This is a genomic window from Staphylococcus borealis (assembly GCF_001224225.1).
Classification (GTDB): domain Bacteria; phylum Bacillota; class Bacilli; order Staphylococcales; family Staphylococcaceae; genus Staphylococcus; species Staphylococcus borealis.
This window is the reverse complement of record NZ_CUEE01000001.1, coordinates 486,152-512,622: the sequence shown is the minus strand read 5'-3', so window position 1 is coordinate 512,622 and position 26,471 is coordinate 486,152. Positions and strand designations below refer to the sequence as shown.

Genomic DNA, 26,471 nt, shown 5'->3' with positions numbered 1-26,471 from the left:
TAGACCGCCTAATGGATAGTTATAAGACTACTCATTAGGCGGTTGTTTTAATTGTCTTTATTATTTTGACTGCTACCCTGAGCTGAACTACTTGAACTTTGTGTTGAACTACTTTGAGTTGTTGTTTTGTTCTGAGTATTCGGTTGAGAGGTTGCCGGTTGTTGTGTCGATGGTTGTGTACTTGGTTGTTGTGTTGTTTGTGTTTCTTTCGTCTTTTTCTCTGAAGTAGCACTTTCTGAACTATTTTGTCTAGAACTGTTGTCTTTTGTTTTAGATGATTGTGTTGCCGAGTTATTTGGTTGTGTCGAATAATTTTGTTGAGTATTTACATTATTGTTTGACGCTGGCTCTGATTGTGCATTTTCTCCATTATCAGATGCATTAGATTGAGATTCAGTTTGCGTTTCACTTGTTTTATCTTTTTTGTCTTTTTTATCATGTTTTTCAGTTTTATGGTCCTCGCTCGAATTTGAATGTTTAGTACCAGTTGCTGCAAAAAATATTGAAAAGCCTAAAGCAACAATAAGTAATAAAATGACGATACCTGCCAATACTTTTTTCAAGGTGTATCCTCCGTCCTTAATTCATTTCTTTATCTTATTATAATAAAACTTCATAAAATAGATAGTATTAACACAACTTTATAATATTAAATTTTGTTTACTAAAATTTTTGATAAATAGGTCTTAAGTACAGTGAATGTTTGTATGTATTGTGCGATAATATAAGTGAAGTGTAATTCTAATATAGAAAGAAGGACTAACATGAATAAAGTAGTTAAAACTATTGCCTCAACAACATTAGCATTTGGAACACTTTTAGGAGTGAGTAGCGCAGTACTACCAGTACAAGATACTGCCCATGCAGCAACTCAAACGAAAGGGTATTATTACGCTTATAATGGTTACGTTGATAAAGATGCTAAATTCTTAACAGATAAAAACTTTATTAACTCAATTAAGCATGACAACATTAAATTTAACGGTATTAAACTTGCTAAAACGAACAGTACAACAGTTAAAGAGAAGTATAATCAGAAATTTACTGGTGTAACGAGCGACGGTAAAAAAGCGAATAAGTTACAATTTATAGTTAAAGGTGATTTAACGTATAATCAACTTAAAAAAGCATATGGTAAAGATTTGAAAAAAGTAAAAGGCAACAAAAATGCCAAAGGTAGCGGTATTTACGTATACAAACCTAATAAAAATGGTTTAGCGGCATCATTCGTACTTAATGAAGGCAAAGTTGTAGAAGTAGATATTAGTTATGCAGGCTTTACAACAAGTAAATAACTTTAGATTTGGGAGTGGAACAACACAGTCGAAAGGAATGTGGTTCTACTCCCTTTATTTCAATGTAGCTAAAACGCAATACATGGTTCAGTGACAAGCATCACTCATTGCGTACCACACTTACTCTATATTACAAATAACCGCAAAATCGAGTTTCATTGTTTGTGAGCCATTCTCATTACTAATGGTGATACATCGATTCAATGAATCAATCCGACGTATATAGGCTGCAATGGATTGAATATAGCCATTTCTCCAATAACTAATCATCGCCAGTTGATGCTGTGTGAACTTGTAAGTCAGCTGACGATTAATCATTTCAAATTGATCGTCTGATAAAGAAGGCATGGCAATTTTATTCTGTTCCTCAATAAAATCATTCAATCGTTGATATTGTTCCGGCATTGTCGCAAATGGCGCCCACTTCACCATGCCACGTCCTTGAGGAATATTAGCGTCTAAATATTGTCTTGGTATTTTACGATAATCTGTTTCATATTTATATTCATCTGGCGCATTAGGATTTGGAATCATGTTAACCACCTCAACATCATTATAGAACATATGTTCGTACTTTGGAAGAGGTTTTTTACAATATAAATGAATTTTATATTTATGACGGAAAAGTAAAAAAGACTATATAAAAGAGCCATAAGTTTAACAAAGGGGAAGTAAACTTATGGCTATAGTCATTACATAATATAACTTTTTGTGAAGGAGTTAATGGGGATGTTACTCCTACATTTAGTATAACATAATTTATATAAAAACATTATTTAACGATTTGTGAAATTTAATTTTGTATAATTTGTAACATTCACACATTAAGCACAAATGATCTTTCCTTATCAAAGAATAAAAATTGTATAACCACTTTGAATAGCGTATGATATGTTTAGTTATAAAGAAAGAAGGTTATTCATTTGAGAAAATCAACGCAAACATTCGTCACTGCAACCTTGGCATTAAGCACATTATTCGGTGTAGGTGTTACCGGTACATTAACGGAAACATCTATCGCACATGCCGAATCTAAAACGATGTCAAACACGACGACTACTAAAGCCAATGCGACATCTGCCTATTACAATTATAAAGGGTATGCGGGTCAAGACGTATCTTTTGTATTAGATAAACATTTTAAAAATGCAGTAAAAGCTGAGAATGTCACATTTAATGGTGTTAAATTAAAGCCAACATCATCGACTAAAAATGTTAAAAAATATGATCAATATTTCAGAAATGTATCTAAAGACGGTAAAACAGCATCATTACTAGATTTAAAGGTGACTGGGCAATTATCATTAGACCAATTAAATAAAGTTTATGGTAAAGACTTACAAAAAATTGATAATCATAAACATAATACAACGGGTATTTACTACTACCACCCCAATACAAAGGGAATGACAGTTTGGTTTGATGTAGAAAAAGGTAAAGTGGATCGTGTAGTAATGGGCTATAGTACCGTGAAACAAGCAATGAAAGAAACGAAATAGCATAATGGTGACGCTCCGAAAGTTGAGTAATAATGCTCACTTTTGGAGTTTTTTTGTGAAAATAAATAAAAATTATAGCAAAATTCATGAAATAGCCAACACCACGATTTACGAAAAGATGATACGTTAAAGGTAAGAATACATACAGCTTTATGCTGTATAGGGGTAGAGGAGTTTATAATATGAAAAAGAGTAAACGTCTAGATCTCATCGAAACGGTAGTTAAGAATAATCGATTTAATAAAAAAGAAGAGATTGCAGATTATATTGATACACATTTTGGCGTACGTTATAGCATCACTACAATTTCAAGAGATTTAAAAGAATTAAAGATATTTAAAGTCCCAGCAGTAAGTAACCAATCGTATTATAAAAAGTTAGATAATACGCAACAAATGGATGCTAAAACGAAACTACTTCATTATTACGATAATGAAATTCAAAGTATCATCATCAAAGATAGTTACATACTAATCAAAACCTCTCCTGGATTTGCACAAGGTATAAATTATTTTATTGATCGCATGAATATTGCAGAAATCCTTGGAACAGTGGGGGGCAATGACACATTAATGGTACTTACAAATTCAGAGGAAATGGCAAAATATGTTCACTATAAACTGTTTAATCATAAATATTCAAATTAATGCATAAAATATAATGTAGATTTACGTTTTGATGTTATCTATAATAGTGTGTGAAACGCTTAAAATGCAATGTTCACATCTTGAGCGTTCATCGTGTTAAAAGTGAAATTGATAAGTGTTTATAAATACAGAATGATGCATAAAAAACTTTTTGGGTTAGACATCGGCATGTCAACATGAATGAAATATACATAATAATCACTAATTACCTAACATTATTGTATATTCAATCAAAAATATGCATTGAATAACCAAAAAGCATGAATTAACACACATTTAGAATGTGAAAACAATCACATAATGAAATCTGAAAGCGCTTTATACTCTAGTTGTAGATAAATAAAGGAGGAAATGAATATGACTCAAGGACCTATCCAAGTAAACAGTGAAATCGGCAGATTGAAAACAGTATTACTCAAACGACCTGGTAAAGAACTAGAAAATTTAGTACCAGATCACTTAAGTGGCTTGCTATTCGATGATATTCCTTATTTAAAAGTGGCACAAGAAGAACACGACAAATTTGCACAAACACTTCGTGATGAAGGTGTAGAAGTTGTTTATCTAGAAAAACTAGCAGCTGAAGCCATTGCAGATAAAGATGTGCGTGAACAATTTATTGACGATATTCTTGCAGAATCTCAAAAAACAGTCTTAGGACATGAAGCTGAAATTAAAACATTCTTTGAGACATTATCAGACCAAGAATTAATCGACAAAATTATGGCTGGTGTAAGAAAAGAAGAAATTGAACTTAAAACAACACATCTCGTTGAATATATGGATGATAGATATCCATTCTATTTAGACCCAATGCCTAACCTTTACTTTACACGTGACCCTCAAGCATCAGTAGGTAGAGGTATGACAATCAACAGAATGTATTGGAGAGCACGTCGTAGAGAATCTCTATTTATGACATACATTCTAAAATATCATCCAAGATTTAAAGATGCAGATGTACCGGTATGGTTAGACAGAAATTCACCATTTAACATCGAAGGTGGCGATGAGTTAATTCTTTCTAAAGATGCTTTAGCCATTGGTATTTCAGAGCGTACATCAGCACAAGCGATTGAACGCTTAGCACGTAATATATTCAAAGATGAATCTACAACATTCAAAAAAGTGATTGCGATTGAAATCCCAAATAGCCGTACGTTCATGCATTTAGATACCGTATTCACAATGATTGACTACGATAAATTCACAGTGCATTCAGCAATTTTCAAAGAAGAAAATAATATGAATTTATTTACAATTGAATACGATGAAGCCAAAGACGACATTAAAATTACACATTCTAATAAATTACGTGAAACACTTGCAGACGTACTTGGTGTTGAAAAAATCGAATTTATTCCAACAGGTAACGGTGATGTTATCGACGGTGCACGTGAACAATGGAATGACGGTTCAAATACATTATGTATCCGCCCAGGTGTAGTTGTGACTTACGACCGAAACTACGTATCAAACCAATTACTTCGTGACAAAGGCATTAAAGTACTTGAAATCACAGGTAGTGAGCTTGTTCGTGGACGTGGGGGCCCAAGATGTATGAGCCAACCATTATTTAGAGAAGAAATTTAAAGTATTTCGAGCAAATATAAGGACTTATTTTGAAAATACATCGCTGAGAAAGTGATGTAGCAATATAACACAAGGAGAAGGGTTTGAAGCAAGATTACCAATCAATTGAATAACGATGCTTCAAGCCCTTAATTTAAAAATAATCCTCCTTAGAAGGGGAAATGAATTATGAATGAATCAGACACAAACAAACTTGGTAAAACGTCACTCATTGGTTTAGTCATTGGTTCTATGATTGGTGGCGGTGCGTTCAACATCATTTCTGATATGGGTGGTCAAGCCGGTGGTTTAGCAATTATGATTGGTTGGATCATCACCGCAATTGGGATGATTTCACTCGCATTTGTCTTCCAAAATCTCACTAATGTAAGACCGGACTTAGAAGGCGGTATTTACAGTTATGCACAAGCTGGATTTGGTGACTTTATTGGTTTCTCAAGTGCTTGGGGCTATTGGTTTGCTGCTTTTCTAGGTAACGTAGCCTATGCAACATTATTGATGTCAGCGGTAGGTAACTTCTTCCCAATCTTCAAAGGTGGTAATACACTACCAAGTATTATCGTCGCTTCTTTCTTGCTATGGGGTGTGCACTTCTTAATACTTAGAGGTGTTGAAACCGCAGCTTTCATCAATAGTATTGTAACTGTTGCAAAGTTAATTCCTATATTCTTAGTTATCATTTGTATGATTGTAGTATTTAATTTCGATACATTCAAAGCAGGATTCTATGGCATGACAAGCGGAGGTACAGGTGTATTTAGTTGGGGCGATACAATGTCTCAAGTGAAGAGTACAATGCTTGTAACCGTATGGGTGTTCACTGGTATTGAAGGTGCAGTGGTATTCTCAGGTCGTGCTAAATCGAAAAAAGACGTAGGTACTGCTACCGTTATTGGACTTGTTTCAGTCCTCGTTATTTATTTCTTAATGACCGTCCTAGCACAGGGTGTCATTCAACAAAATCAAATTGCTGATCTTGCAAGTCCATCTATGGCACAAGTGTTAGAACATATCGTTGGTCATTGGGGTTCAGTTCTCGTCAACATTGGTTTAATCATTTCTGTATTAGGTGCATGGCTTGGTTGGACATTATTAGCTGGTGAGCTACCATTCATAGTGGCCAAAGATGGCTTGTTCCCAAAATGGTTTGCTAAAGAAAATAAAAATAAAGCACCTATTAATGCATTATTAATTACAAATATTTTAGTACAAATATTCTTAGTCAGCATGTTATTTACAGATAGTGCATATCAATTTGCATTTTCACTTGCATCAAGCGCGATTTTAATTCCGTATATGTTTAGTGCCTTTTATCAATTGAAATATACAATTGAACATAAAGGACATGCTACAGTGAAACAATGGGCAATCGGTATTATTGCATCTATCTATGCAATATGGCTTGTGTACGCTGCAGGTATTGATTACTTGTTATTAACCATGTTGCTCTATATCCCTGGTCTATTTGTTTATCGTTTTGTACAACGTAATAATCATAAACCGTTAACGAAAGGTGATTATATCTTATTTGCAGTCATCATCATACTTGCAGTGATAGGTATTATTCGCTTAGCGATGGGTAGCGTTTCAGTATTCTAATAAAAAGTTTTAAAAGGTTTAGGAGTGTATCTCAATGGCTGGAAAGACATTTATCAACAACAGAGATAATGATTTAAGTGAAGGACTCAAACAATTAGCGTCTTACTTAAATATTCCAACAGGTGTCATTCAAGCATTCAAGAGTGAGTGTTTCATACGACATTACAATAAAGGACAAATCATATATTATTCATCTGATCAACCGACATATGTGTATTTGTTACTAGACGGGATTGTTTTGCGTGAAACAATAAATGAAGATGGAGACGCTTATCGTAAGCTGAATAAAGCGCAGGTATTATTTCCGTTAAATCATCTCTTTCGGAAAATGGAATTAAACGAGATGTGCACAGCTATTACACCATGTAATGTAATAGGAATACCTAAAGATATGTTGGAATATCTTTGTAAAAATCATGACGACATATTTGTTACACTGTTCGAAAAGTTAAATAACGAACTTGAACTTCTAATGGAATACAATATGGCATTAACTACAAAATTGGCGAGAGAGCGCATTGAGAAAGTACTATATTATTTATGTCATGCAATAGGATGCGATCATGATGAATTTTACGAAATTAATCATATCATGACCATTCAACTACTAAGTGATTTAGCAGGTATTTCACGTGAAACAACAGGCCATATTGTACATGAACTAAAAGAAGAGAAAAAATTAATAAAAAATGGCAAAAATTGGATGATTATAAAGTAATACAATAAGACACAAAGATCCCTTTATATAAAAGAACGTTTATATTAAACTACCAAAACCGATATAAACACAATTGCTACTTTGAGTCCGGGATATAAAGTTCCTGGATACATAAGGTACCTCGTTCATTGAATTAAATGATGCGAAAGGTGCCTTATTTTTTATGCATTCTAATATGAAATGATATAGAAATGCAAAGTAATTTGGCGAGATGACTGAGAGAATCGCGCTTTGGTGACACCTTTGTCGAAAAAAGTGTAAAATGGATATAATAATTTATTATTAGAAGGGATGATAATGAATATGGCACTCATGACAATCAATTACTTCTCACCAGCTTTAGGTATGCAACAATCGTTTGTAGCAATCATTCCAGAAGACGCGAGTTTCTTCGACGATACATTATCGCCGAAATCGTACCAATCATTGATGCTACTGCATGGATTATCAAGTGATGCAACATCGTATACACGTTTCACAAGTATTGAGCGATATGCAGATGAACACCAATTGGCCATTATTATGCCGAATGCAGATCATAGTGGTTATGCGAATATGGCGTACGGTCATAGTTATTATGACCACATATTGGAAGTGTATCACTATGCGCATAAGTTACTGCCATTATCGACACAGCGTAAAGACAATTTTATTGCAGGACATTCAATGGGCGGGTATGGCACGATGAAATTTGCATTAACACAAGGCGAGCTTTTCGCTAAAGCATCACCATTATCTGCAGTCTTTCAGGCACAAGGACTAATGGAACTTGATTATACTGATTTTGCACCTAAAGCGATCACTGGGGAAGATACCAATATCAAAGGGACTGAACTCGATACATATCATTTAGTTGATGAAGCCGTTGACAAAGGCTTAACTCTACTTGAGTTATTCATTCAATGTGGGACAGAAGATTTCTTATATGAAGACAACCAACAATTTATGGCCTACTTGGATGATAAAGGGATAGACTATCAATATGAAGAAGGCCCAGGTGAACATGATTATGCCTTCTGGGATAAAGCGATTAAACGTACAATTGAATGGTTAGTGGAAGCATAAATAGGCGCCCAAATGATTTCATCATTATACGAAGATGGCGCCAATAAAGTGCTATCTTCGAGACTGAAACATAAATAATATGATCATGCTATTTTGCCAATTCGCAGTAGCTGACTGAACTGAGATATCGCTTAAATCAAGCATTTCTCAGTTCTAGTCATCCTTGCGGGCGGAGGCCCGGCAAAGAGAATTTCACTAAGAAATTCAACAAGCAAAGCAAGCTGGGAGTCGGAGCCCCAACACAAAAAATCACGAAAGAGATTTTACAAGCTAAGCAAGTTGGGGTTTGGGGCCCCAGCAAAGAGAATTTCATCAAGAAATTCAACAAGCAAAGCAAGCTGGGAGTGGACGACGAATTTTAAAAGAATCCTGATCCACACCCTATTAACTGTTGAATATCTAACTTGAGCGATTGACAAAAATGTAGCGACAACCTATCATAAATAATGAAAACGGTTTCATTGAAGGTGGGTACTATGGCGACAATTAAAGATGTAGCTCAGAGAGCGGGATTATCCATATCGACGGTTTCAAGGTATATGAACCATCATCCCTATATTTCTGAGGAAAAGAAAATTAAAATCCAACAAGCGATGGATGAACTGGATTATGTTCCGAATTCAATCGCGATGCAATTGCGCTCTAACAAGTCTTATACGATTGGCATTATTGTACCTAGAATTACGAATCCGTATTTCGCATACTTAATAGATGCAATTGACAAAGAAATTAAAGATACGCCATATCATACGTTAATCATGCAGACATATAATCATAAAGATGAAGAGTTACGGTTATTAAATATGTTTAAACAGAAGCACATTGCTGGCGTGATTATGGGTACGCTTGAAAATGATATAGAGGTTTTAGAACCGTATACGCAATATGGTCCTATCGTATTATCGGCGGATCAATCAACTCAGTCAGATAAAGTGAAAATCATACATACCAATCAACGTCAAACGACGTATGATGCCATTCAATACTTAATTAATAAAGGCTATCGTCATATAGCGTATTGTACAGATAATCATTACTATGATCATTGTTTCAATAAGCCTAGAAATATTGGGTTTAGAGAGGCAATGAAAGACAATGGTTTAGCCATTAGACGAGAGTGGATTTTTAATAATGTGCATACGATTGAAGACGGTGAACGCATAGGGGAAACATTGCTAGAACAAGACATGTTGCCAGATGCTATATTTACTGGCAGTGATGAAGTCGCATTAGGGTTAATTCATTTTTTAACTGAGCATCACATTGATATTCCCAATCAAATCGCGATTATGGGATATGATAACCAACCCATTTCTAGTTTATTGAAGATTCCTTTATCGACAGTGAATCAACCAGTTAATGACATTGGTAAGCAATTGATTCACTACTTACTGGCATTGCTTGAAGATACAACATTTGAAAGCAATCATGACGTATTAAAATTAAATATCGTAGAACGACAAAGTACATAAATAACGCCTTCCATTTCGAAGTTTAAACGAAGTGGAAGGCTAGTTTTGTTTTATTTAATTATTTCAATTGTGAATGGAACGACGTGGGATGTATTCTATTAATAATAAAACAATCCAAGGACTCACAAATTTTTAAAAAAGGAAAATATTTATAACTCTCTCTCGACTTTCCAATAGATAATAAATACCATACCATTACTACCAATTCTATGCCTAAACCGGCCATAATGATTAAATCATTGTTTCTCGCTATACCTACAATTTCAATCATGAGTCCGATAATTCCAAACAATATGATTACCCATAAGTATTTTAAAGAATAGATGCCATATTGTTTTTGTGCTTTAATCCAATTGCGATCATTGGCCATGGATTTCTTTGTTCGATAACCGTACCAACCGTTGCGCTCGGTAGGTGGATGGCATTTAAAGATGTAACCAAAGCACCCCATAATGATGCTTAGTGGTAATAATATCATGTTATAACTCCCTATAATAATTAATAAAAATATACAATTAAATGATATATTAAACTATTTTCTTATTCAAATTGCATCGAAATAAGTAATCTACTAAAATTAAATAAAAGCTATGATTATAAAGTGTTATGCAATTTATTTAAAGATGTTCTGAATATAAAAGACATTATAATGCTTCAATGAAAGAGGGCACGTATTGTGATTAAATATTATGTCAGCTGTATAATATTATTTTTTACTTTTGCTATCCTTTGTGGCATGACGTTAGCCGAAGATGTGACTGATGAGGCGTCAGTGGTTGCAGTCGGAGATAATTTAATACATCCGGTTGTGTATAATGATGCGATGCAACAAGATGGCACGTTTAATTTTAAACCTATGTATTCACACATTAAGCAGGACATACAAGCACCTGATCTTGCGTTTATTAATCAAGAATCTCCTTTAGGTGGTGATAATCGCCCATTTTCTGGATTTAAGCACTTTAATACACCAAGCCAAATTGCGCAAGATGTTGTCGCAACAGGCTTTGATATGGTCAATGGAGCCAATAATCATGCCTTAGATCAAGGTGATGAAGGGGTGTTAAATCATCTTAAGGCTTGGAAACCATTTGAAGATCATGTTTTATTTACAGGTGTTTTTAATTCGGAAAAGGACGCTCAAACAATACCAGTCATGACTGTAAATGGCATTAAGGTGAGTTTACTAAGTTATACATATGGTACAAATGATATGACATCACGCTATCCATATACGATTAAAACGTTTGATGAAAAAACGATTAAACGTGATGTAAGAAAAGCTAAACAACAAAGTGATGTCGTGATGGTGTCGGCCCATTGGGGGTTAGAGAATCATCATGAGCCAAATCGTACACAAAGGAAATATGCGCAATTATTTGCGAATGAAGGTGTAGATGTCGTAATAGGCACGCACCCCCATGTCATACAACCGGTTGAATGGGTGAAGAGTCAACATGGTCATCATCAAACATTGGTCGCTTATTCATTAGGTAATTTTCTGAATGGACAAGATACTGGAAATGAACATAATCAATTATTAGGAAGATTGAATTTTGATATCGTTAAAGCGCCTAAAGGTGCACACATAGAACATGTGAAGTGGACAAGTATGGTCAATCACTATCAGCAGTGGGATGAAACCGATAAAGACACGAGACATGATTTTGAAGTGTACAACTTAGATGATTATAATGAGAGTTTAGCGCAACAACATGGTTTGAGACACGACAATAAAAGTCAATGGAATCTTAAACATCTACAAGATATAACGAAAGACGTCATTGATTCCGACTATTTAGATGAAAAGAGTATATAAATAAAGCTATACACAAACAAGGGAGTGGGACAGAATTCTTTTAAATTCGTCGTCCCACCCCTGCAAAGGTGACTAGAACTGAGAAAAGCTTGATTTAAGCGCCTTCTCAGTTCAGTCAACTACTGCTAATTTGCTAAATAGCAGTATTATATTATTTATGTCCCAGACTCTTGATGTTTAGCAAAAGCAATATTTTTATTTATTTTGTGCTGCAAAGGCTTTTGAAATGTCGCGAAGTTTGGCTGGTGCGTCATCCCATTTCATTGTAACTTCAGTGAAGTGTAATTGTTCTGGTGCAGCGTTAATGGCGTCAAAGACGTTCTGTAAGTCATTAGAAGTCTTCACGTCATGCACAGCAACGTTATCGCCACCAAATACTTTCGGTAGCGCTTTATAATCCCACATACGGATATCATTGTACGTCTCTTCCATACCATGGATTAAGCGTTCTACTGTATAACCATCGTTATTAATCACGAAGATAATCGGTTTGATATCTTGGCGAATCATCGTAGATAATTCTTGAACTGTAAGTTGTAATGAGCCATCCCCGATTAATAAGATGTTACGGCGATTTGGATCAGCCATTTGCGTACCTAATGTAGCTGGTAGTGTGTAACCGATAGACCCCCATAATGGTTGCCCAATGAATGTCATATCTTTTGGTAAAGCTAAATCATACGCACCGAAGAATGATGTACCTTGTTCAGCTAATAAGACATCATCATCTTTAATAAAGTGTTGCATCATGTCAAAGTAAGTTGCTTGCGTTAAGATATCATCTGATAAAGTTATTTCATTTGTTGCTTCCTTTTTAAAAGGAGGGAACGTACCCTCATATCGATAATCAATTGTATTCAAGCCGTCGATTAAGCGAGGTAGCGTCACATCTTCAGTAGTTGTTTCGTTCAGCTTGAAGTTATGGTGATTAAGCATAACGACGTCATCAATATCAAATTCATAAGAGAAACCGGCTGTAGCTGAGTCAGTCAATTTAGCTCCAATATTTAAAATGGCATCACTATGATCGACATAATCTTTAATTTGATCTTCTGCAATTTTGCCATCATAAATACCAATATAATATGGATTCTCTTCGTTAAAGGCACCTTTACCTAGCGATAATTGAACGACTGGAATCTGTGTTCGATTAACAAATTGCTCAAGTGCTTCGTGTAAATGGAAACTATTAATTTCATGACCTGTAATAATGACGGGTTGTAATGCAGAACGTAATTTCTCTGCAACCATATCAATATAGTGCTCAACGTTGACGTCTGGTGCTGGTGTCACATCAAATGATGATTCCACCTCAATTTCAGTCATTGCAACATCAATAGGAAGATGAATGTGCACTGGGCGGCGTTCATGAATAGCAGCATTGATGACTCTAGGAATTTCAGTTGTAGCATTCTCAGCAGTAATGTACGCTTGTGCAGTCGTAATATGTTCAAACATTTTCTGATAGCTATCGAAACGACCTTCACCTAATGAGTGATGCACATAATTACCGGCTTGTTCTACTGCTTGTGTTGGTGCACCTGTAATCGCAATAACAGGGACACGTTCAGCATACGAACCTGCAATCCCGTTAACCGCGCTTAATTCACCTACACCAAATGTTGTAACAAGCACGCCTAGTCCATTGATACGTGCATAGCCATCCGCAGCATAACTCCCATTAAGTTCATTGGTTGTGCCAACCCATTCCACACCGTCATGACGCACGATGTCATCTAGAAATGCTAGGTTGAAATCGCCAGGAACACCAAATATTTTATCGACACCTGCACGATGTACTGCATCCATTAAGTATTGTCCTACACGTTGTTTCATATTCATTCCACCTTTATTTATAAATTAGAATACACTTACAATATAATTACATTAAATAATAAAGTCAATTGCGTTGACCTTTTTTCGACTGTTTTTTGAAAATTGATTATAATGTGGGTAATCATTCACAAATGGAAAAGGAAAGAAGCTTATGGATAGTAATAAAAATGATTATGAACATATGTTATTTTACTTCGCATATAAGACATTTATAAAAACGGCAGATGAAATTATTGAAAAATATGACATGAGTCGTCAACACCATCGCTTTTTATTCTTCATTAATAAATTGCCTGGTATTACCATTAAACAATTATTGAAAACACTTGAAATTTCTAAACAGGGATCACATGCGACGTTGCGCAAATTGAAAGAAGAAGGGCTTATTGTCGAACAAACATCTGAAGAAGATCGACGCGTGAAACAATTATTCCCAACACCTAAAGGAAGTAAGTTAGTGGATAAATTGAATAAAGCGCAAAATGAATTAATGCAACGTACATTTCAAAACGTGGGCCATGATTGGTATGACATCATGGAAGAATTATCGAATTACAGAGAAGGGTTTCAAGATATTCAGCATTTGAAAGATGAGTAAGAAAAAGGCATTGCGTAGTCGTTTACGCAATGCCTTTTAATAAGGTTTATTAGAAAGTTTTACCCATTTCTTGTGCTTCGGCAATTGAAGCGGCTTTGATTTCTTCCGTTCTTTCCGGTTGAGCATTGTGACCTTCAATAATGACATTTTCGTATGAAGGGACACCTAAGAAAGTCATAATTGTTCTTAAGTAACGGTCGCCACTTTCAACATCAGCAGCTGGACCTTCTGAGTAGAAGCCACCACGTGATTGAATGTGTAATACTTTTTTATCTGTTAAAAGACCTTGAGGACCTTCAGCAGTGTATTTGAAAGTTTTACCTGCAATTGAAATCGCATCAATGTATGCTTTTAATACAGGAGGGAATGAAAGATTCCACATTGGTGAAACGAACACATATTTATCCGCAGAAAGGAATTCTTCTAAGATTTCGCTGAAACGATCTACTTTTTGTTGTTCTTCTTTAGTAAGATCGTCACCATTTCTTAATTTACCCCAACCAGTTAATACATCTTTATCAATCACTGGAATATCTTCTTTGAATAAATCAATATGTTTTACTTCATCACTAGCGTGATTTTCTTTGTATGATTCAATAAATGCTTTACCAGCAGCCATAGAATTAGAAGCTAATTCATCTAATGGATGTGCTGTAATGTATAATAATTTTGCCACAGTCGTGCACCTCTAATAAATTTATTTCGAAATCGATATAATTAATATATTAGATTTTCAAATTATTGCAATACTTTTGATAAAAAATCAGACCAATGGTGTATAAGATAGTGAAACGTGACTTTAAAAATGAACGATTTTAAGTGTATAATATAGGTAAATTTAGATTTAAATATTTAAGAAATCTAATAAATGTAGAACCTTAAAGGAGTGACAGACATGAAGGGATTATTAATTACAGTAGTTTTAGGCGTAGCTGCATATGTTGGTTTCAAAAAATACCAAAACAAAGTAAACGAAATGCCAAATATTGAATATTAATATTTAAAACCAAGATATTTCTGTGTAGAAGTATCTTGGTTTTTTGTATACATATAATTTATTAGATAAATCACAACGGATGTAACGAATGAAAAGGGTTATTTGTTAAATATACGTTTTTTAAAATATAAAATAATTTATCTCGAGTGGACATATAATGACTGTTCAATATTATATAATGTACGGATAAAGAATTCTGAATCCTTTTATCGGAATTGGGGATAACACTGACTCAAATAATTAGGGAAAAACTACACATTGCGTATTGATGTAGTTTATTTGACACGCATTTACATGATATTTACATAAACTTAAACATATATTCGAAGTAATATTTTAAGATGAAGTGTAAAGGTTTTGTTAATTGTAAAAAATATGTTTTGTCAAGTTGAAGAAAAACAAAATTAATTCGTAATTACAAAGAATAATATTAATTATATTTTAAAATTTTGTTGTAAAAACCATGTTAAAAATATAAAATTAATATCGAAATTAGAATTTGGAGGTTGTCATGGAAAATACATTAGATTTATCGAAATTTATGAACGCTATTAAGAAAAATTGGAAGCTAATTGTTCTATTACCAATCATATTAATGCTAATTAGTTTATTAGTAACAGTGTTTTTAATGAAACCTAAATATGAAGCAAATACGCAAGTGCTAGTTAACCAAAAAGAAAAAAATTCGGAGTTAATGGCTCAAGAAGTCCAAAGTAATATTCAATTAGTAAATACATATTCTGAAATTTTAAAAAGTCCACGCATTATTGAAGACGTGGCTAAGAAAAACTCTAAATATTCAGCTGAAGACATAAAAGATATGTTAACCGTTACAACACAAGCTGAATCTCAAATACTAAATGTGAATGTTAAGAATGGAAGTAAGAAAGACGCAGAAAAAGTTGCAAATGATATTGCAAATGTATTTAGTGATAAAATGCCTGAAATTATGAATGTTGATAATGTATCAGTGTTATCTAAAGCAAACGGGACTGCAACTAAAGTATCACCTAATTTATTGTTAAATTTAGCAATAGGCCTCATTTTAGGGATTATAATCGCTATGATGATTGTCGTGTTAAAAGAATTGTTTGATAGAAGAATTAGAACGGAAGAAGATGTAAAACGTGAATTAGATATTCCAGTCCTAGGTTCAATTCAAAAATTAAAATAGGAGTAGAAAAATTATGGCTAAAAAAAATGAGAAACGTAAAAAGCTACAAACACCTTTATTTGTTGAAGATAAACCTAAATCAATTGTGAGTGAAAAAGTGAGAGGGATTCGATCTAATATTATGTTCTCAGGAGTTGAAGAGATTAGAAGCATTATTGTCACATCTGAGAAACCAGCAGCTGGTAAAAGTATTGTATCAGCCAATATTGCTATTACTTATGCGCAGGCAGGATATAAAACATTGATTATTGATGGTGACATGAGAAAGCCGACGCAACATTATCACTTTGAAACAACTAATTATGACGGATTATCAAATTTAATTATTGGAAAATCGGATTTTGATAAAGCGATTAGAAGTACAAGAATTAATAATTTAGATTTACTAACATCTGGTCCAATTCCACCAAATCCATCAGAATTAATAGCATCGTCTAATTTTACTAGTATACTAGATAAGTTATTTAGTATATATGATTTTATATTAATCGATACGCCACCAGTTATATCGGTGACGGATGCGCAAGTTTATTTAAGAAATGTAGATGACTGTGTACTTGTAATTGATACTGAACATAATAATAAAAACGAAATTAAAAAAGCAAAACGATTAATTGAACAAGCAGATGGACATCTTTTAGGTGCAATTCTAAATAAAACGCCTAAAGAAAAATCATCAACTTATTATTATTATGGAGATGATGAAAGTAATGATTGATATACACAATCATGTGCTAATAAATGTGGACGATGGGCCAAAGACGAAAGAAGATATGCTAAAGCTTCTTAAACAAGGACAAAGTGAAGGAGTTACTGAGATAATCGTAACTCCACATCACTTAAGTCCTCAATTTGATAATACCTACGAGAAAGTTAATGAGAAGTTACAACAAATTATAGACTTAGATGAAGTCAAAGAATTGGGAATTACGCTTCTTCCAGGTCAAGAAATAAGGATAAGCGATCAAATTTTACCGCAACTAAGAAAAGGCGAAGCTATTGGTTTGAATCATTCTAGATATTTATTGATTGAATTTCCATCTAGAGGGGTTCCTCACTATGCGAATCGTCTTTTCTTTGAATTGCAATCAGAAGGATACATACCAATCATTGCGCATCCAGAGAGAAATAAGGAAATTAGTCAAAATTTAGATGTACTCTATAATTTAATCAATCAAGGAGCGCTTGCTCAATTAACATCATCTTCATTACAAGGAATTCAAGGCAAAAAAATACAAAAAATTTCTATTCAAATGATTGAAAATAATTTGGTACATTTTATTGCATCAGACGCTCATCATGAATCTCAAAGACCATTCATAATGAAAAGCTTATACAATAACAAAAAATTAAAAAAATATGAAAAAAATATAGAAACTTTGATTAATAACGCTAAGTATATTGTTAATGATGAGGATGTAATAAAGAAACAACCTACTCAAAATTACAATGATAGAAAATTGTTTGGATTGTTTTAAAAGGAAAGTAAGTTAAGGGGGATAGACGTGTGGACAAGTTAAGTGCAAGAGGACGTCTTCTAATATTAATTATAATAGATTCACTTATTGTAGCTTTTTCAGTTTTTATTTGTTACAACATTTTAGAACCTTTTTTTGAGGGGTATTCAAGGAATCTTTTAATTGTTAATTCAATTGTATTACTGATTTCGCATCATGTCTTTGCATACATATTTAATCTTTATCATCGTGCTTGGGAGTACGCTAGTGTAAATGAACTTCTATTAATCGTAGAGTCGGTTACATGTTCAATTATCGCAACGATGATTTTAGTTCCAATCTTTACTGCACATCCACCGTTTTTCAGATTATATTTAATAACTTGGATGATGCATTTGATCCTTATAGGTGGTTCAAGAATTTCATGGAGAGTTACTAGAGGATTTGTAGTTGAAAAAAAACAAAAGAAAATACCGACGCTAATAGTAGGTGCAGGACGCGGTGGCTCATTATTAATTCGTCAAATGTTAAGAAGTCCTGAAATGGGGCTTGAACCAGTATTAGTTGTTGATGACGATCCACAAAAGAAAAAATTGACTATTGCTGAGGGCGTCAAAGTGCAAGGATTTATTGATGATATTCCAAATTTAGTTAATAAATATAGAATCAAGCGTATTATCATTGCCATACCTACACTTAAACCAGATCGGCTTAAAGAGATAAATAATATTTGTAATAGTACTGGAATCGAGTTATTCAAAATGCCAAGTATTGAACAAGTTCTTGCGGGTGAATTGGAAGTTAATCAATTAAAACGTGTAGAAGTTGAAGATTTACTTGGACGAGAACCAGTTGAATTAGATATGGCGATGATTTCTAAAGAACTCACGCATAAAACTATTATGGTTACTGGGGCAGGGGGATCCATTGGTTCTGAAATATGTAGACAGGTTTGCAAGTTTGAGCCAGAGCGTATTATTTTATTAGGCCACGGGGAAAATAGTATTTATCTTATTCATCAAGAATTAAATGCAATTTACAAGGATAAAATAGAAATTATTCCAATTATAGCCGATGTACAAAATGGAGAACGTATACAAGAAATTATGAATGATTATAAACCATATGCAGTATACCATGCTGCGGCACACAAGCATGTTCCATTAATGGAATATAACCCAATCGAAGCATTTAGAAATAATGTTTTAGGTACTAGAAATGTTGCAGCAGCAGCTAAAAATGCAGAAGTAAGAAAATTTGTAATGGTATCAACAGATAAAGCTGTAAATCCGCCAAATGTGATGGGTGCATCAAAACGTGTAGCTGAAATGGTAGTACAAAGTCTTAACGATGAAAATTGTAAAACAAACTTTGTAGCAGTTCGATTTGGTAATGTACTTGGTTCTCGTGGTTCTGTTATTCCATTATTTAAGAAACAAATTGAAGCGGGAGGTCCAGTTACTGTTACACACCCTGACATGACAAGATATTTCATGACAATTCCTGAAGCGTCTAGATTAGTATTGCAAGCTGGCGCTCTAGCTCAAGGTGGAGAAGTATTTGTGCTAGATATGGGTGAACCAGTGAAGATTGTGGATTTAGCGCGTAACTTAATTCGCTTAAGCGGTAAAACTGAGGATGAAATTCAAATTAAGTTTAGTGGTATACGCCCGGGAGAAAAAATGTACGAAGAACTACTTAATGAAAATGAAATACATCCTGAACAAGTCTACGAAAAAATATATAGAGGAAAAGTAAAAGACTTTTCTAAAGAAGAAGTAGATGCGATTATTGAAGATTTAGGTAATGACTTTAATAAAGACAAAATACTTAAGATTGCTAATGAATAGGAGAGTTAATATGTTTAAAGATAAAGTGTTGTTAATTACGGGTGGAACAGGATCATTCGGTAATGCGGTTATGGAAAGATTTCTAGACACTGATATTAAAGAAATTAGAGTGTTTTCTAGAGATGAGAAAAAACAAGACGATATGAGAAAAAAATATAACAATCCTAAATTGAAGTTTTACATTGGAGATGTTAGAGATTCACATAGTGTTGAAACAGCAATGAGGGAAGTTGATTATGTCTTTCATGCAGCGGCTTTAAAACAAGTGCCATCTTGTGAATTTTTTCCAATGGAAGCAGTTAAAACAAATGTTATTGGAACTGAGAACGTCTTACAAAATGCAATCAGAAATAACGTAAAAAAAGTGATTTGCTTATCTACTGATAAAGCTGCGTATCCAATCAATGCAATGGGTATTTCTAAATCTATGATGGAGAAAGTATTTGTTGCGAAATCAAGAAACGTTGATAGTGATCAAACATTAATTTGCGGGACTAGATACGGAAATGTTATGGCATCACGAGGTTCAGTAATTCCTTTGTTCATTGATAAGATTAAAGCTGGAGAACCTTTAACAGTTACGGATCCAAACATGACACGTTTCTTAATGAGTTTAGAAGAAGCTGTTGAATTAGTTGTTCATGCTTTCAAACATGCACAGACTGGCGATATTATGGTTCAAAAAGCACCAAGTTCAAAAGTTGGGGACTTGGCTGAAGCACTTTTACAATTATTCGAAGCAGATAATGAAATAAAAATTATTGGTACAAGACATGGTGAAAAACAAGCCGAAACGTTATTAACTAGAGAAGAATACGCACAATGTGAAGATATGGGTGATTATTTCCGAGTTCCAGCAGATTCACGTGATTTAAACTATAGCAATTACTATGAAGATGGAAACGAAAAAATCACAGAAGCGTATGAATACAATTCTGATAATACAAACATATTAACAGTTGAAGAAATTAAAGAAAAATTATTATCTTTAGAATATGTGAGAACTGAATTAAGCAATTATAAACAAGGTTAGGAGAATTTACATTGAAAATCGTTATAACTGGTTCAAATGGTTTTGTAGGGAAAAACTTAAAAGTAGATTTAAATGCAACTACAGATAATGAAATTCTAGAAGTAAATAGACAAACTACCGCAGAAGATATGAAAAAACATTTATTAGAAGCTGATTCAGTAGTTCATTTAGCAGGTATTAATAGACCGAAAAATGAAGAAGAGTTTAAAAAAGGCAATGTTGATTTTCTAAGTGAAGTATTGAATATCTTAAAAGACAATACTAAAAAACCAACAATTATTTTGTCATCGTCAATTCAAGCCGAAAATGATAATCCTTATGGAAATAGTAAACGACAAGGTGAAGGTGTACTTGAACAATTTTCAGAAGAAAATGGAAATAAAGTATTAATTTATCGTTTACCTAATTTATTCGGTAAATGGTGTAAACCGAACTACAATTCAGTTATTGCAACATTCTGTTATAAAATTGCTAGAGATGAAGAAATTCAAGTTAACGATGAAAATGTTGTGCTTAATTTAAATTACATTGATGATGTTATAAAAGAATTTAAAAACGCTATTGAAGGTCATCCGAATATTGAAAATGGAGAACCAAAAGTTCCAAATGTTTATGAAGTAAAACTTGAAACGATTACTAATTTATTATATGAATTTAAAGAAATTGCTGATAAAAAATCGCTTCCTAATACAGAAAACTCATTTGAAAAGTGTCTTTATAGTACATATTTAAGTTATCTTCCTGAAGATAAGTTTAGTTATCCTTTAAAAATGAATGTTGATAATAGAGGTTCATTTACAGAAATATTTAAAACTGTAGATAGAGGTCAAGTTTCAGTTAATATTTCTAAACCAGGTATTGTTAAAGGAAATCATTGGCATCACACCAAAAATGAAAAATTCTTAGTGGTTTCAGGTACGGGAGTAATACGTTTTAGAAAAATTGGTGAAGATGAAGTTACTGAATATCATGTGTCAGGTGAAAAATTAGAAGTAGTCGACATACCAGTTGGCTATACACATAATATTGAAAATTTAGGTGATACTGATATGGTAACAATCATGTGGGTAAACGAAATCTTTGATCCAAATAATCCAGACACATACTTTTTGGAGGTCTAAATAATGGAAAAATTAAAGTTAATGACAATTGTTGGAACTCGACCAGAAATTATTAGATTATCGGCCACGATTAAAGCTTGTGACAAATATTTTAATCAAGTATTAGTTCACACTGGTCAAAACTATGACTATACATTGAATCAAGTATTCTTTGAAGATTTAGAGTTAAGAGAGCCTGATCATTATTTGGAAGCTGTAGGTAGTCATTTAGGCGAAACAATGGGGAACATCCTGGCTAAATCATACGAAGTATTAGCTGAAGAACAACCAGATGCATTATTAATTTTAGGTGATACAAATAGTTGTTTAGCAGCAGTGTCTGCAAAGAGACTTAAAATTCCTGTATTCCATATGGAAGCAGGTAATAGATGCTTCGACCAAAATGTACCTGAAGAAATTAATCGTAAAATTGTTGACCATGTAAGTGATGTAAACTTGCCATATACAGAACATAGCAGACGTTACTTATTAGACGAAGGTTTCCAAAAACAGAACATTTTTGTAACTGGTTCACCTATGAAAGAAGTATTAGATGAATATGCTTATAAAATTGATGAGAGCGATATTTTAAATAAATTAGAACTTGAAGCTCAAAATTATATTTTAGTATCAGCACACCGTGAAGAAAATATTGATAATGAGAAAAACTTCCTATCATTAATGAATGCAATTAATGATATTGCTGAAAAATATCAAATTCCAGTTATTTACTCTACACACCCTAGAAGTTGGAAAAAAATCGAAGAAAGAAACTTTAAATTCCCTCCACTAGTTAGACAACTAAAACCATTTGGTTTCTTTGATTACAATGCGCTTCAAAAAAATGCGTTTGTAGTTTTATCAGATAGTGGTACTTTATCTGAAGAGTCATCAATTTTAAAATTCCCTGGTGTTTTAATTAGAACATCAACTGAAAGACCTGAAGTACTTGATAAAGGTACAGTGATTGTAGGTGGTATTTCATACGATAACCTTGTTCAATCAGTTGAATTAGCTAAATCTATGCAAGAAAATGATGAACCTATGATTGACTCTATCGATTATAAAGATACTAATGTATCAACTAAAGTAGTTAAAATTATTCAAAGTTATAAAGATATTATTAATCGCAATACTTGGAGAAAATAAAATTGGTTGAAAATAATAACATGAGAGGGACATGATAATGAAGATTCTAAATATAGTATCTAGCAATATCGTTCAAGATCCAAGAATTTTAAAACAAATGGATACTATTAAAAAGTTGACTAATCAACATTTAATGATTGGTATGAATAATAGTAGAGTTACAGATGAAAGATTATCTAGGTTAGATTTTAATTATATTTTATTTGGAAAAAGAAAAGATACTAAAACACTTGTTGGTAAAATATTAAAACGTATTAATTATGCAAGAAATGTTATAAATACAATTAAATCTTATAATCCTGATGTCATACATGCTAACGATTTTGATATATTATTTATGGTTTATTTGAGTGGTATAAAAAAAACAAATATTATATTTGATGCTCATGAAATTTACGCCAAAAACTCAATGATTAATAAATATGCAATTATTTCTAAAATTGTAGAATTAATTGAAAAGTATATTATAAAAAATAAAGTTAATCATTTTATTACAGTTAGTCATGCAGCAAAATCATATTATTTAGAAAAAGGTTACAAAAAAATGCCTAATGTAATAACTAATGCTCCTTTATTAGATGATTCAATAAAACTATCAAATCAAAAAAATATAGATGAAGTAGTTTATCAAGGTCAATTAGTTAAAAATCGTGGATATGAAGAATTTGTTCAAGCTTCTAATATTCAATTAGGGAAAAAAGTGAAATATATTATAAGAGGTTTCGGACCCTTAGAGAAAGAATTAAAAAATTTAGCTAAAATGACTAATAAAAATGCTGAAGTCGATAACCCAGTTGAAATAACTGAACTAGTTCGTAAATTAAGTGAGAGCGATATAGGCGTTGTTCTTACTAAACCTATATCTATAAATTATGAATATACAGTTTCAAATAAAATATTTGAATGTATTCATGCCGGATTACCTGTTATATTGTCACCAGTAAAAGAACATTATCAATTAAATAAAAAATACAATTTTGGGATTGTAATAGATAAGGTTACTTCCGAAAAAATTGCTGAAGCGGTTAATAAATTAGCCAATAACGAGGATTTATATTATGAATTACGCGAAAACGCTATAAAAGCTTCTAAAGAGCTTACTTGGCAAAATGAAAGTAAGAAATTAGTGGAATTGTATAAAAAATCAGTGTAGTGAAAGAAGGAGTAGAATGAAATTTTTTATGCTATGCTCAATAATAAGTATGAACTTATTTATTGTAGTATCGACTTTATTTAGTCAAGTCTTTCACTTAAACATAATTATGTTTTATTATCCAGTGATGGTATTAGTAATGGTTGGTACTATTTTAAGTTGCATATTTGATATCTTATCCTCAAAAAAATTACCTATTGGAATTATAGTATTAATAATAATATCTATTCTGATTTTAATAGCATTTTTTGTTTCACCGCATAATACGGAAAGATTATCAAAAAATACTATAAGATTTTTTGTATTATGGTGTGTACCAGCATCAATAGCTGGTATATATATTAAAAATTTTTCTAAAAAACAAGTGGAAAATTTTTTTAAATTAGTATTTATTATTTTTTCAATAACGTTTTTATTTGTAGTTCTAATTCCGTATATACTTGGTAAATTACCTACTCCAGTAGTTTATGGATTAATGAATTATCAAAATGCGTCATATTTAGCTGGCTTAACGGTTGGATTAGGATGCTATCTTATTTTAAAAGGAAATATAAAGTACAGAGGTTTTTATGTGATTATGACATTGATTACATTTCCTTCTGTATTTATTCCTGGTGGAAGAGGTGGAGCAATTCTATTAATACTTTACTCCTTGTTCACAATCATTTTAATAACTTTTAAAAGACGTGTTTCTATTTATCTTAAAATTGCAATTTACGCTATAGCTTTTATAGCAAGTATCACTTTACTTACTTTTGTCAGTAATGGAGAAAATAGAACTTTTTCATATATAAAAGATGGAAGTTTTGATATTAATGGAACTTCTGGTAGGGGGCCAATATATGAAATGGCTTTACATTATATTTCTGAAAAACCTTTGATTGGTTATGGCCCATTTAATTATTATCATTTGATTAATAATATCCCACACAATATAGTTTTAGAAATGTTATTATCATACGGATTTTTAGGACTAATAACTTTAGTTTTTCTATTGATTTTGGTCTTTACAAATTTTTGTAGAAACTATGATAAGAATTCAATTGACTTACTAGTCGTTTTTATTACTATTTACCCTATAACAATGTTAATGTTTAGTACAAACTATTTAGTAGTAGGTGAGTTGTGGTTTTCTTTATTTTATTTTTTAACTAAGGGACGAAAACAACATGTCAAAAAAGTTATTTATAATTGATACCTTAAAAACAATTTCAAGTTCATTGTTAATTGCGTTAGGACTACAATTTATTTCTTACCCATTCATTCATAGAATACTTGGGGATAAAGAATTTGGACAAATATTAACAATATATACAATAATCACTATTAGTAGTGTAGTTTTAGGTAACACACTTAATAACATTCGATTAATTAATGTCAATTATTATTCAGCTGATTATTATTATTCAAAGTTTCGCAAAGTATTACACATCTCTGTGGTAATTGAGACATTAATTTTATTTATTATATTTCAAACATTTTTTAATTTAAGAGTTTTGGACACTCTATTAATATTAGTAATTAATTATTTTATGTGCTTGAGAGTATATTTAAATGTCTTTTTTAGAATGAAACTTGACTATAATAAAATATTATATGTTGCTATTATTCAATTTATAGGTATGATGATCGGACTTTTAATCTTTTTAATAGTTCATTATTGGGTTATTGTATTTTTAGTAAGTGAATCTTTCGCTTTACTCTATACAGTTTATGAATTGAGAAGAGTTAAAACTCAATCTCACAATGCTAATTCAAAACCTATAGTTAAAGACTTTATTATGTTATTAAGTACGAACGGATTAAATAATATTAATTTATATTTAGATCGTTTAATAATTTTACCAATTATTGGGGGGGAGGCTGTAACGTTAGCCTTTTTAGCAACATTTATTGGGAAAATGCTAGCTACATTTATGTCTCCGATCAATAATGTATTATTATCTTATATTTCAGTGAATTCTAATTTAAATAAGTTTAAGCAGTATGTAAATGTAAACATTGTCTGCTTCATAGCTATGTTAATAGTGTTAGTAATTAGTTATCCCTTAACAATTTTTGTGGTTTCTAAGTTATATCAAGTAGATGTAAATAACATAAAAAACTTTATTATTATAGGAAATTTAGGAGTTTTGGTTAATTCAGTTACTATAGCAATACAAGCGCTTAATACGAGATATGCTTCTATTACAAAACAAGCTAATTATATAGCTACACATACTATTATTTACATTATACTAAGTTTATTTTTGACTAATAGTTATGGATTAGCAGGTTTTTTTGTAACAATGCTTATTTCAAATGTAATTAAGTTCCTAGTATTAAACGCAATGGGTTTTAAGAATGCCAAAAAGAGTGCATCGTAATAATTTAAACTTTAGTACAAAATTTTAAATGTAATAAACATATAAATTATA

The 26,471-nt window shown here is 32.3% G+C and carries 26 protein-coding genes; 21 read left to right on the top strand and 5 right to left on the bottom strand.

Going from position 1 to position 26,471, the window contains the following annotated elements; genetic code table 11:
• Window positions 1-47: 47 nt before the first annotated feature.
• On the bottom strand, window positions 48-563 hold the full coding sequence (locus AK212_RS02475) for a hypothetical protein (protein WP_053029010.1): 516 nt from the start codon (window positions 561-563) through the stop codon (window positions 48-50).
• A 201-nt stretch (window positions 564-764) separates the two neighbouring features.
• Between AK212_RS02475 and isaB (AK212_RS02470) the strand changes: the two genes are divergently transcribed.
• Complete coding sequence (gene isaB / locus AK212_RS02470) at window positions 765-1,295, top strand: immunodominant staphylococcal antigen IsaB family protein (RefSeq protein ID WP_053029008.1); 531 nt, start codon at window positions 765-767, stop codon at window positions 1,293-1,295.
• Window positions 1,296-1,415: 120 nt separating this feature from the next.
• On the opposite strand, the gene AK212_RS02465 is transcribed toward isaB (AK212_RS02470), so the two are convergent.
• Complete coding sequence (locus AK212_RS02465; RefSeq protein ID WP_053029006.1) at window positions 1,416-1,829, bottom strand: YolD-like family protein; 414 nt, start codon at window positions 1,827-1,829, stop codon at window positions 1,416-1,418.
• Window positions 1,830-2,218: 389 nt separating this feature from the next.
• Here AK212_RS02465 and isaB (AK212_RS02460) point away from each other — a divergent pair, with 389 nt between their 5' ends.
• The 7 genes from isaB (AK212_RS02460) (at window position 2,219) to AK212_RS02430 (ending at window position 9,888) form a co-directional block, all read left to right on the top strand.
• The gene (isaB, locus tag AK212_RS02460) at window positions 2,219-2,794 is read left to right on the top strand and encodes an immunodominant staphylococcal antigen IsaB family protein (RefSeq protein WP_053029003.1); all 576 of its coding nucleotides are present in this window, start codon (window positions 2,219-2,221) and stop codon (window positions 2,792-2,794) included.
• Between the two features lie 182 nt (window positions 2,795-2,976).
• Window positions 2,977-3,441 (top strand): arginine repressor, encoded by a 465-nt coding sequence (locus AK212_RS02455; protein ID WP_053029001.1) that lies wholly within the window; start codon window positions 2,977-2,979, stop codon window positions 3,439-3,441.
• A gap of 357 nt (window positions 3,442-3,798) precedes the next feature.
• Window positions 3,799-5,034, top strand: coding sequence for an arginine deiminase (gene arcA / locus AK212_RS02450; RefSeq protein WP_053028999.1), 1,236 nt, complete (start codon window positions 3,799-3,801; stop codon window positions 5,032-5,034).
• Between the two features lie 168 nt (window positions 5,035-5,202).
• Window positions 5,203-6,633 (top strand): arginine-ornithine antiporter, encoded by a 1,431-nt coding sequence (arcD, locus tag AK212_RS02445; protein WP_053028996.1) that lies wholly within the window; start codon window positions 5,203-5,205, stop codon window positions 6,631-6,633.
• Between the two features lie 34 nt (window positions 6,634-6,667).
• The gene (locus AK212_RS02440) at window positions 6,668-7,351 is read left to right on the top strand and encodes a Crp/Fnr family transcriptional regulator (protein WP_053028994.1); all 684 of its coding nucleotides are present in this window, start codon (window positions 6,668-6,670) and stop codon (window positions 7,349-7,351) included.
• Between the two features lie 303 nt (window positions 7,352-7,654).
• Window positions 7,655-8,416 carry an alpha/beta hydrolase gene (locus AK212_RS02435; protein ID WP_053029062.1) on the top strand — a complete coding sequence of 254 codons (762 nt, stop codon included), beginning with the start codon at window positions 7,655-7,657 and terminating at the stop codon, window positions 8,414-8,416.
• A 476-nt stretch (window positions 8,417-8,892) separates the two neighbouring features.
• The gene (locus AK212_RS02430) at window positions 8,893-9,888 is read left to right on the top strand and encodes a LacI family DNA-binding transcriptional regulator (RefSeq protein ID WP_053028992.1); all 996 of its coding nucleotides are present in this window, start codon (window positions 8,893-8,895) and stop codon (window positions 9,886-9,888) included.
• A 58-nt stretch (window positions 9,889-9,946) separates the two neighbouring features.
• On the opposite strand, the gene AK212_RS02425 is transcribed toward AK212_RS02430, so the two are convergent.
• On the bottom strand, window positions 9,947-10,366 hold the full coding sequence (locus tag AK212_RS02425) for an SdpI family protein (protein WP_080365509.1): 420 nt from the start codon (window positions 10,364-10,366) through the stop codon (window positions 9,947-9,949).
• A 198-nt stretch (window positions 10,367-10,564) separates the two neighbouring features.
• Here AK212_RS02425 and AK212_RS02420 point away from each other — a divergent pair, with 198 nt between their 5' ends.
• A complete protein-coding gene (locus tag AK212_RS02420) occupies window positions 10,565-11,707 on the top strand; it encodes a CapA family protein (protein ID WP_053028990.1) in 1,143 nt (380 codons plus the stop codon).
• Window positions 11,708-11,902: 195 nt separating this feature from the next.
• Here AK212_RS02420 and AK212_RS02415 read toward each other — a convergent pair whose 3' ends face one another.
• A complete protein-coding gene (locus tag AK212_RS02415; RefSeq protein ID WP_053028988.1) occupies window positions 11,903-13,543 on the bottom strand; it encodes an alpha-keto acid decarboxylase family protein in 1,641 nt (546 codons plus the stop codon).
• Between the two features lie 151 nt (window positions 13,544-13,694).
• On the opposite strand from AK212_RS02415, the gene AK212_RS02410 reads away from it, so the two are divergent.
• Window positions 13,695-14,141, top strand: a complete 447-nt coding sequence (locus AK212_RS02410) for a MarR family winged helix-turn-helix transcriptional regulator (RefSeq protein WP_053028986.1) — start codon at window positions 13,695-13,697, stop codon at window positions 14,139-14,141.
• 49 nt (window positions 14,142-14,190) lie between these two features.
• On the opposite strand, the gene AK212_RS02405 is transcribed toward AK212_RS02410, so the two are convergent.
• Window positions 14,191-14,817 (bottom strand): FMN-dependent NADH-azoreductase, encoded by a 627-nt coding sequence (locus AK212_RS02405; RefSeq protein ID WP_053028984.1) that lies wholly within the window; start codon window positions 14,815-14,817, stop codon window positions 14,191-14,193.
• Between the two features lie 219 nt (window positions 14,818-15,036).
• On the opposite strand from AK212_RS02405, the gene AK212_RS12865 reads away from it, so the two are divergent.
• The 11 genes from AK212_RS12865 to AK212_RS02355 all read left to right on the top strand — a co-directional run bounded on the left by AK212_RS12865 (window position 15,037) and on the right by AK212_RS02355 (window position 26,420).
• Window positions 15,037-15,138, top strand: coding sequence for an SE2200 family small protein (locus AK212_RS12865; RefSeq protein ID WP_016930637.1), 102 nt, complete (start codon window positions 15,037-15,039; stop codon window positions 15,136-15,138).
• 511 nt (window positions 15,139-15,649) lie between these two features.
• Window positions 15,650-16,312 carry a Wzz/FepE/Etk N-terminal domain-containing protein gene (locus AK212_RS02400; protein WP_053028982.1) on the top strand — a complete coding sequence of 221 codons (663 nt, stop codon included), beginning with the start codon at window positions 15,650-15,652 and terminating at the stop codon, window positions 16,310-16,312.
• A 13-nt stretch (window positions 16,313-16,325) separates the two neighbouring features.
• Window positions 16,326-17,030, top strand: coding sequence for a polysaccharide biosynthesis tyrosine autokinase (locus AK212_RS02395; protein ID WP_053028980.1), 705 nt, complete (start codon window positions 16,326-16,328; stop codon window positions 17,028-17,030).
• Window positions 17,023-17,790 (top strand): tyrosine-protein phosphatase, encoded by a 768-nt coding sequence (locus AK212_RS02390; RefSeq protein ID WP_053028978.1) that lies wholly within the window; start codon window positions 17,023-17,025, stop codon window positions 17,788-17,790. The genes AK212_RS02395 and AK212_RS02390 overlap by 8 nt, the downstream gene beginning before the upstream one ends.
• Window positions 17,791-17,819: 29 nt before the next feature.
• Window positions 17,820-19,619 (top strand): polysaccharide biosynthesis protein, encoded by a 1,800-nt coding sequence (locus AK212_RS02385; protein ID WP_053028976.1) that lies wholly within the window; start codon window positions 17,820-17,822, stop codon window positions 19,617-19,619.
• A 10-nt stretch (window positions 19,620-19,629) separates the two neighbouring features.
• A complete protein-coding gene (locus AK212_RS02380; RefSeq protein WP_053028974.1) occupies window positions 19,630-20,652 on the top strand; it encodes a nucleoside-diphosphate sugar epimerase/dehydratase in 1,023 nt (340 codons plus the stop codon).
• Window positions 20,653-20,663: 11 nt separating this feature from the next.
• Window positions 20,664-21,773: a polysaccharide biosynthesis C-terminal domain-containing protein gene (locus AK212_RS02375; RefSeq protein WP_053028973.1), complete on the top strand. Its 1,110-nt coding sequence runs from the start codon at window positions 20,664-20,666 to the stop codon at window positions 21,771-21,773.
• Window positions 21,774-21,776: 3 nt separating this feature from the next.
• A complete protein-coding gene (wecB, locus tag AK212_RS02370; protein ID WP_053028971.1) occupies window positions 21,777-22,901 on the top strand; it encodes a non-hydrolyzing UDP-N-acetylglucosamine 2-epimerase in 1,125 nt (374 codons plus the stop codon).
• A gap of 37 nt (window positions 22,902-22,938) precedes the next feature.
• On the top strand, window positions 22,939-24,054 hold the full coding sequence (locus AK212_RS02365; RefSeq protein WP_053028970.1) for a glycosyltransferase: 1,116 nt from the start codon (window positions 22,939-22,941) through the stop codon (window positions 24,052-24,054).
• A 16-nt stretch (window positions 24,055-24,070) separates the two neighbouring features.
• Window positions 24,071-25,249 (top strand): O-antigen ligase family protein, encoded by a 1,179-nt coding sequence (locus AK212_RS02360; protein WP_053028968.1) that lies wholly within the window; start codon window positions 24,071-24,073, stop codon window positions 25,247-25,249.
• Window positions 25,224-26,420: a polysaccharide biosynthesis protein gene (locus tag AK212_RS02355; RefSeq protein WP_053028967.1), complete on the top strand. Its 1,197-nt coding sequence runs from the start codon at window positions 25,224-25,226 to the stop codon at window positions 26,418-26,420. Before AK212_RS02360 ends, AK212_RS02355 begins: the two co-directional genes overlap by 26 nt.
• The last annotated feature ends 51 nt before the right edge of the window (window positions 26,421-26,471 follow it).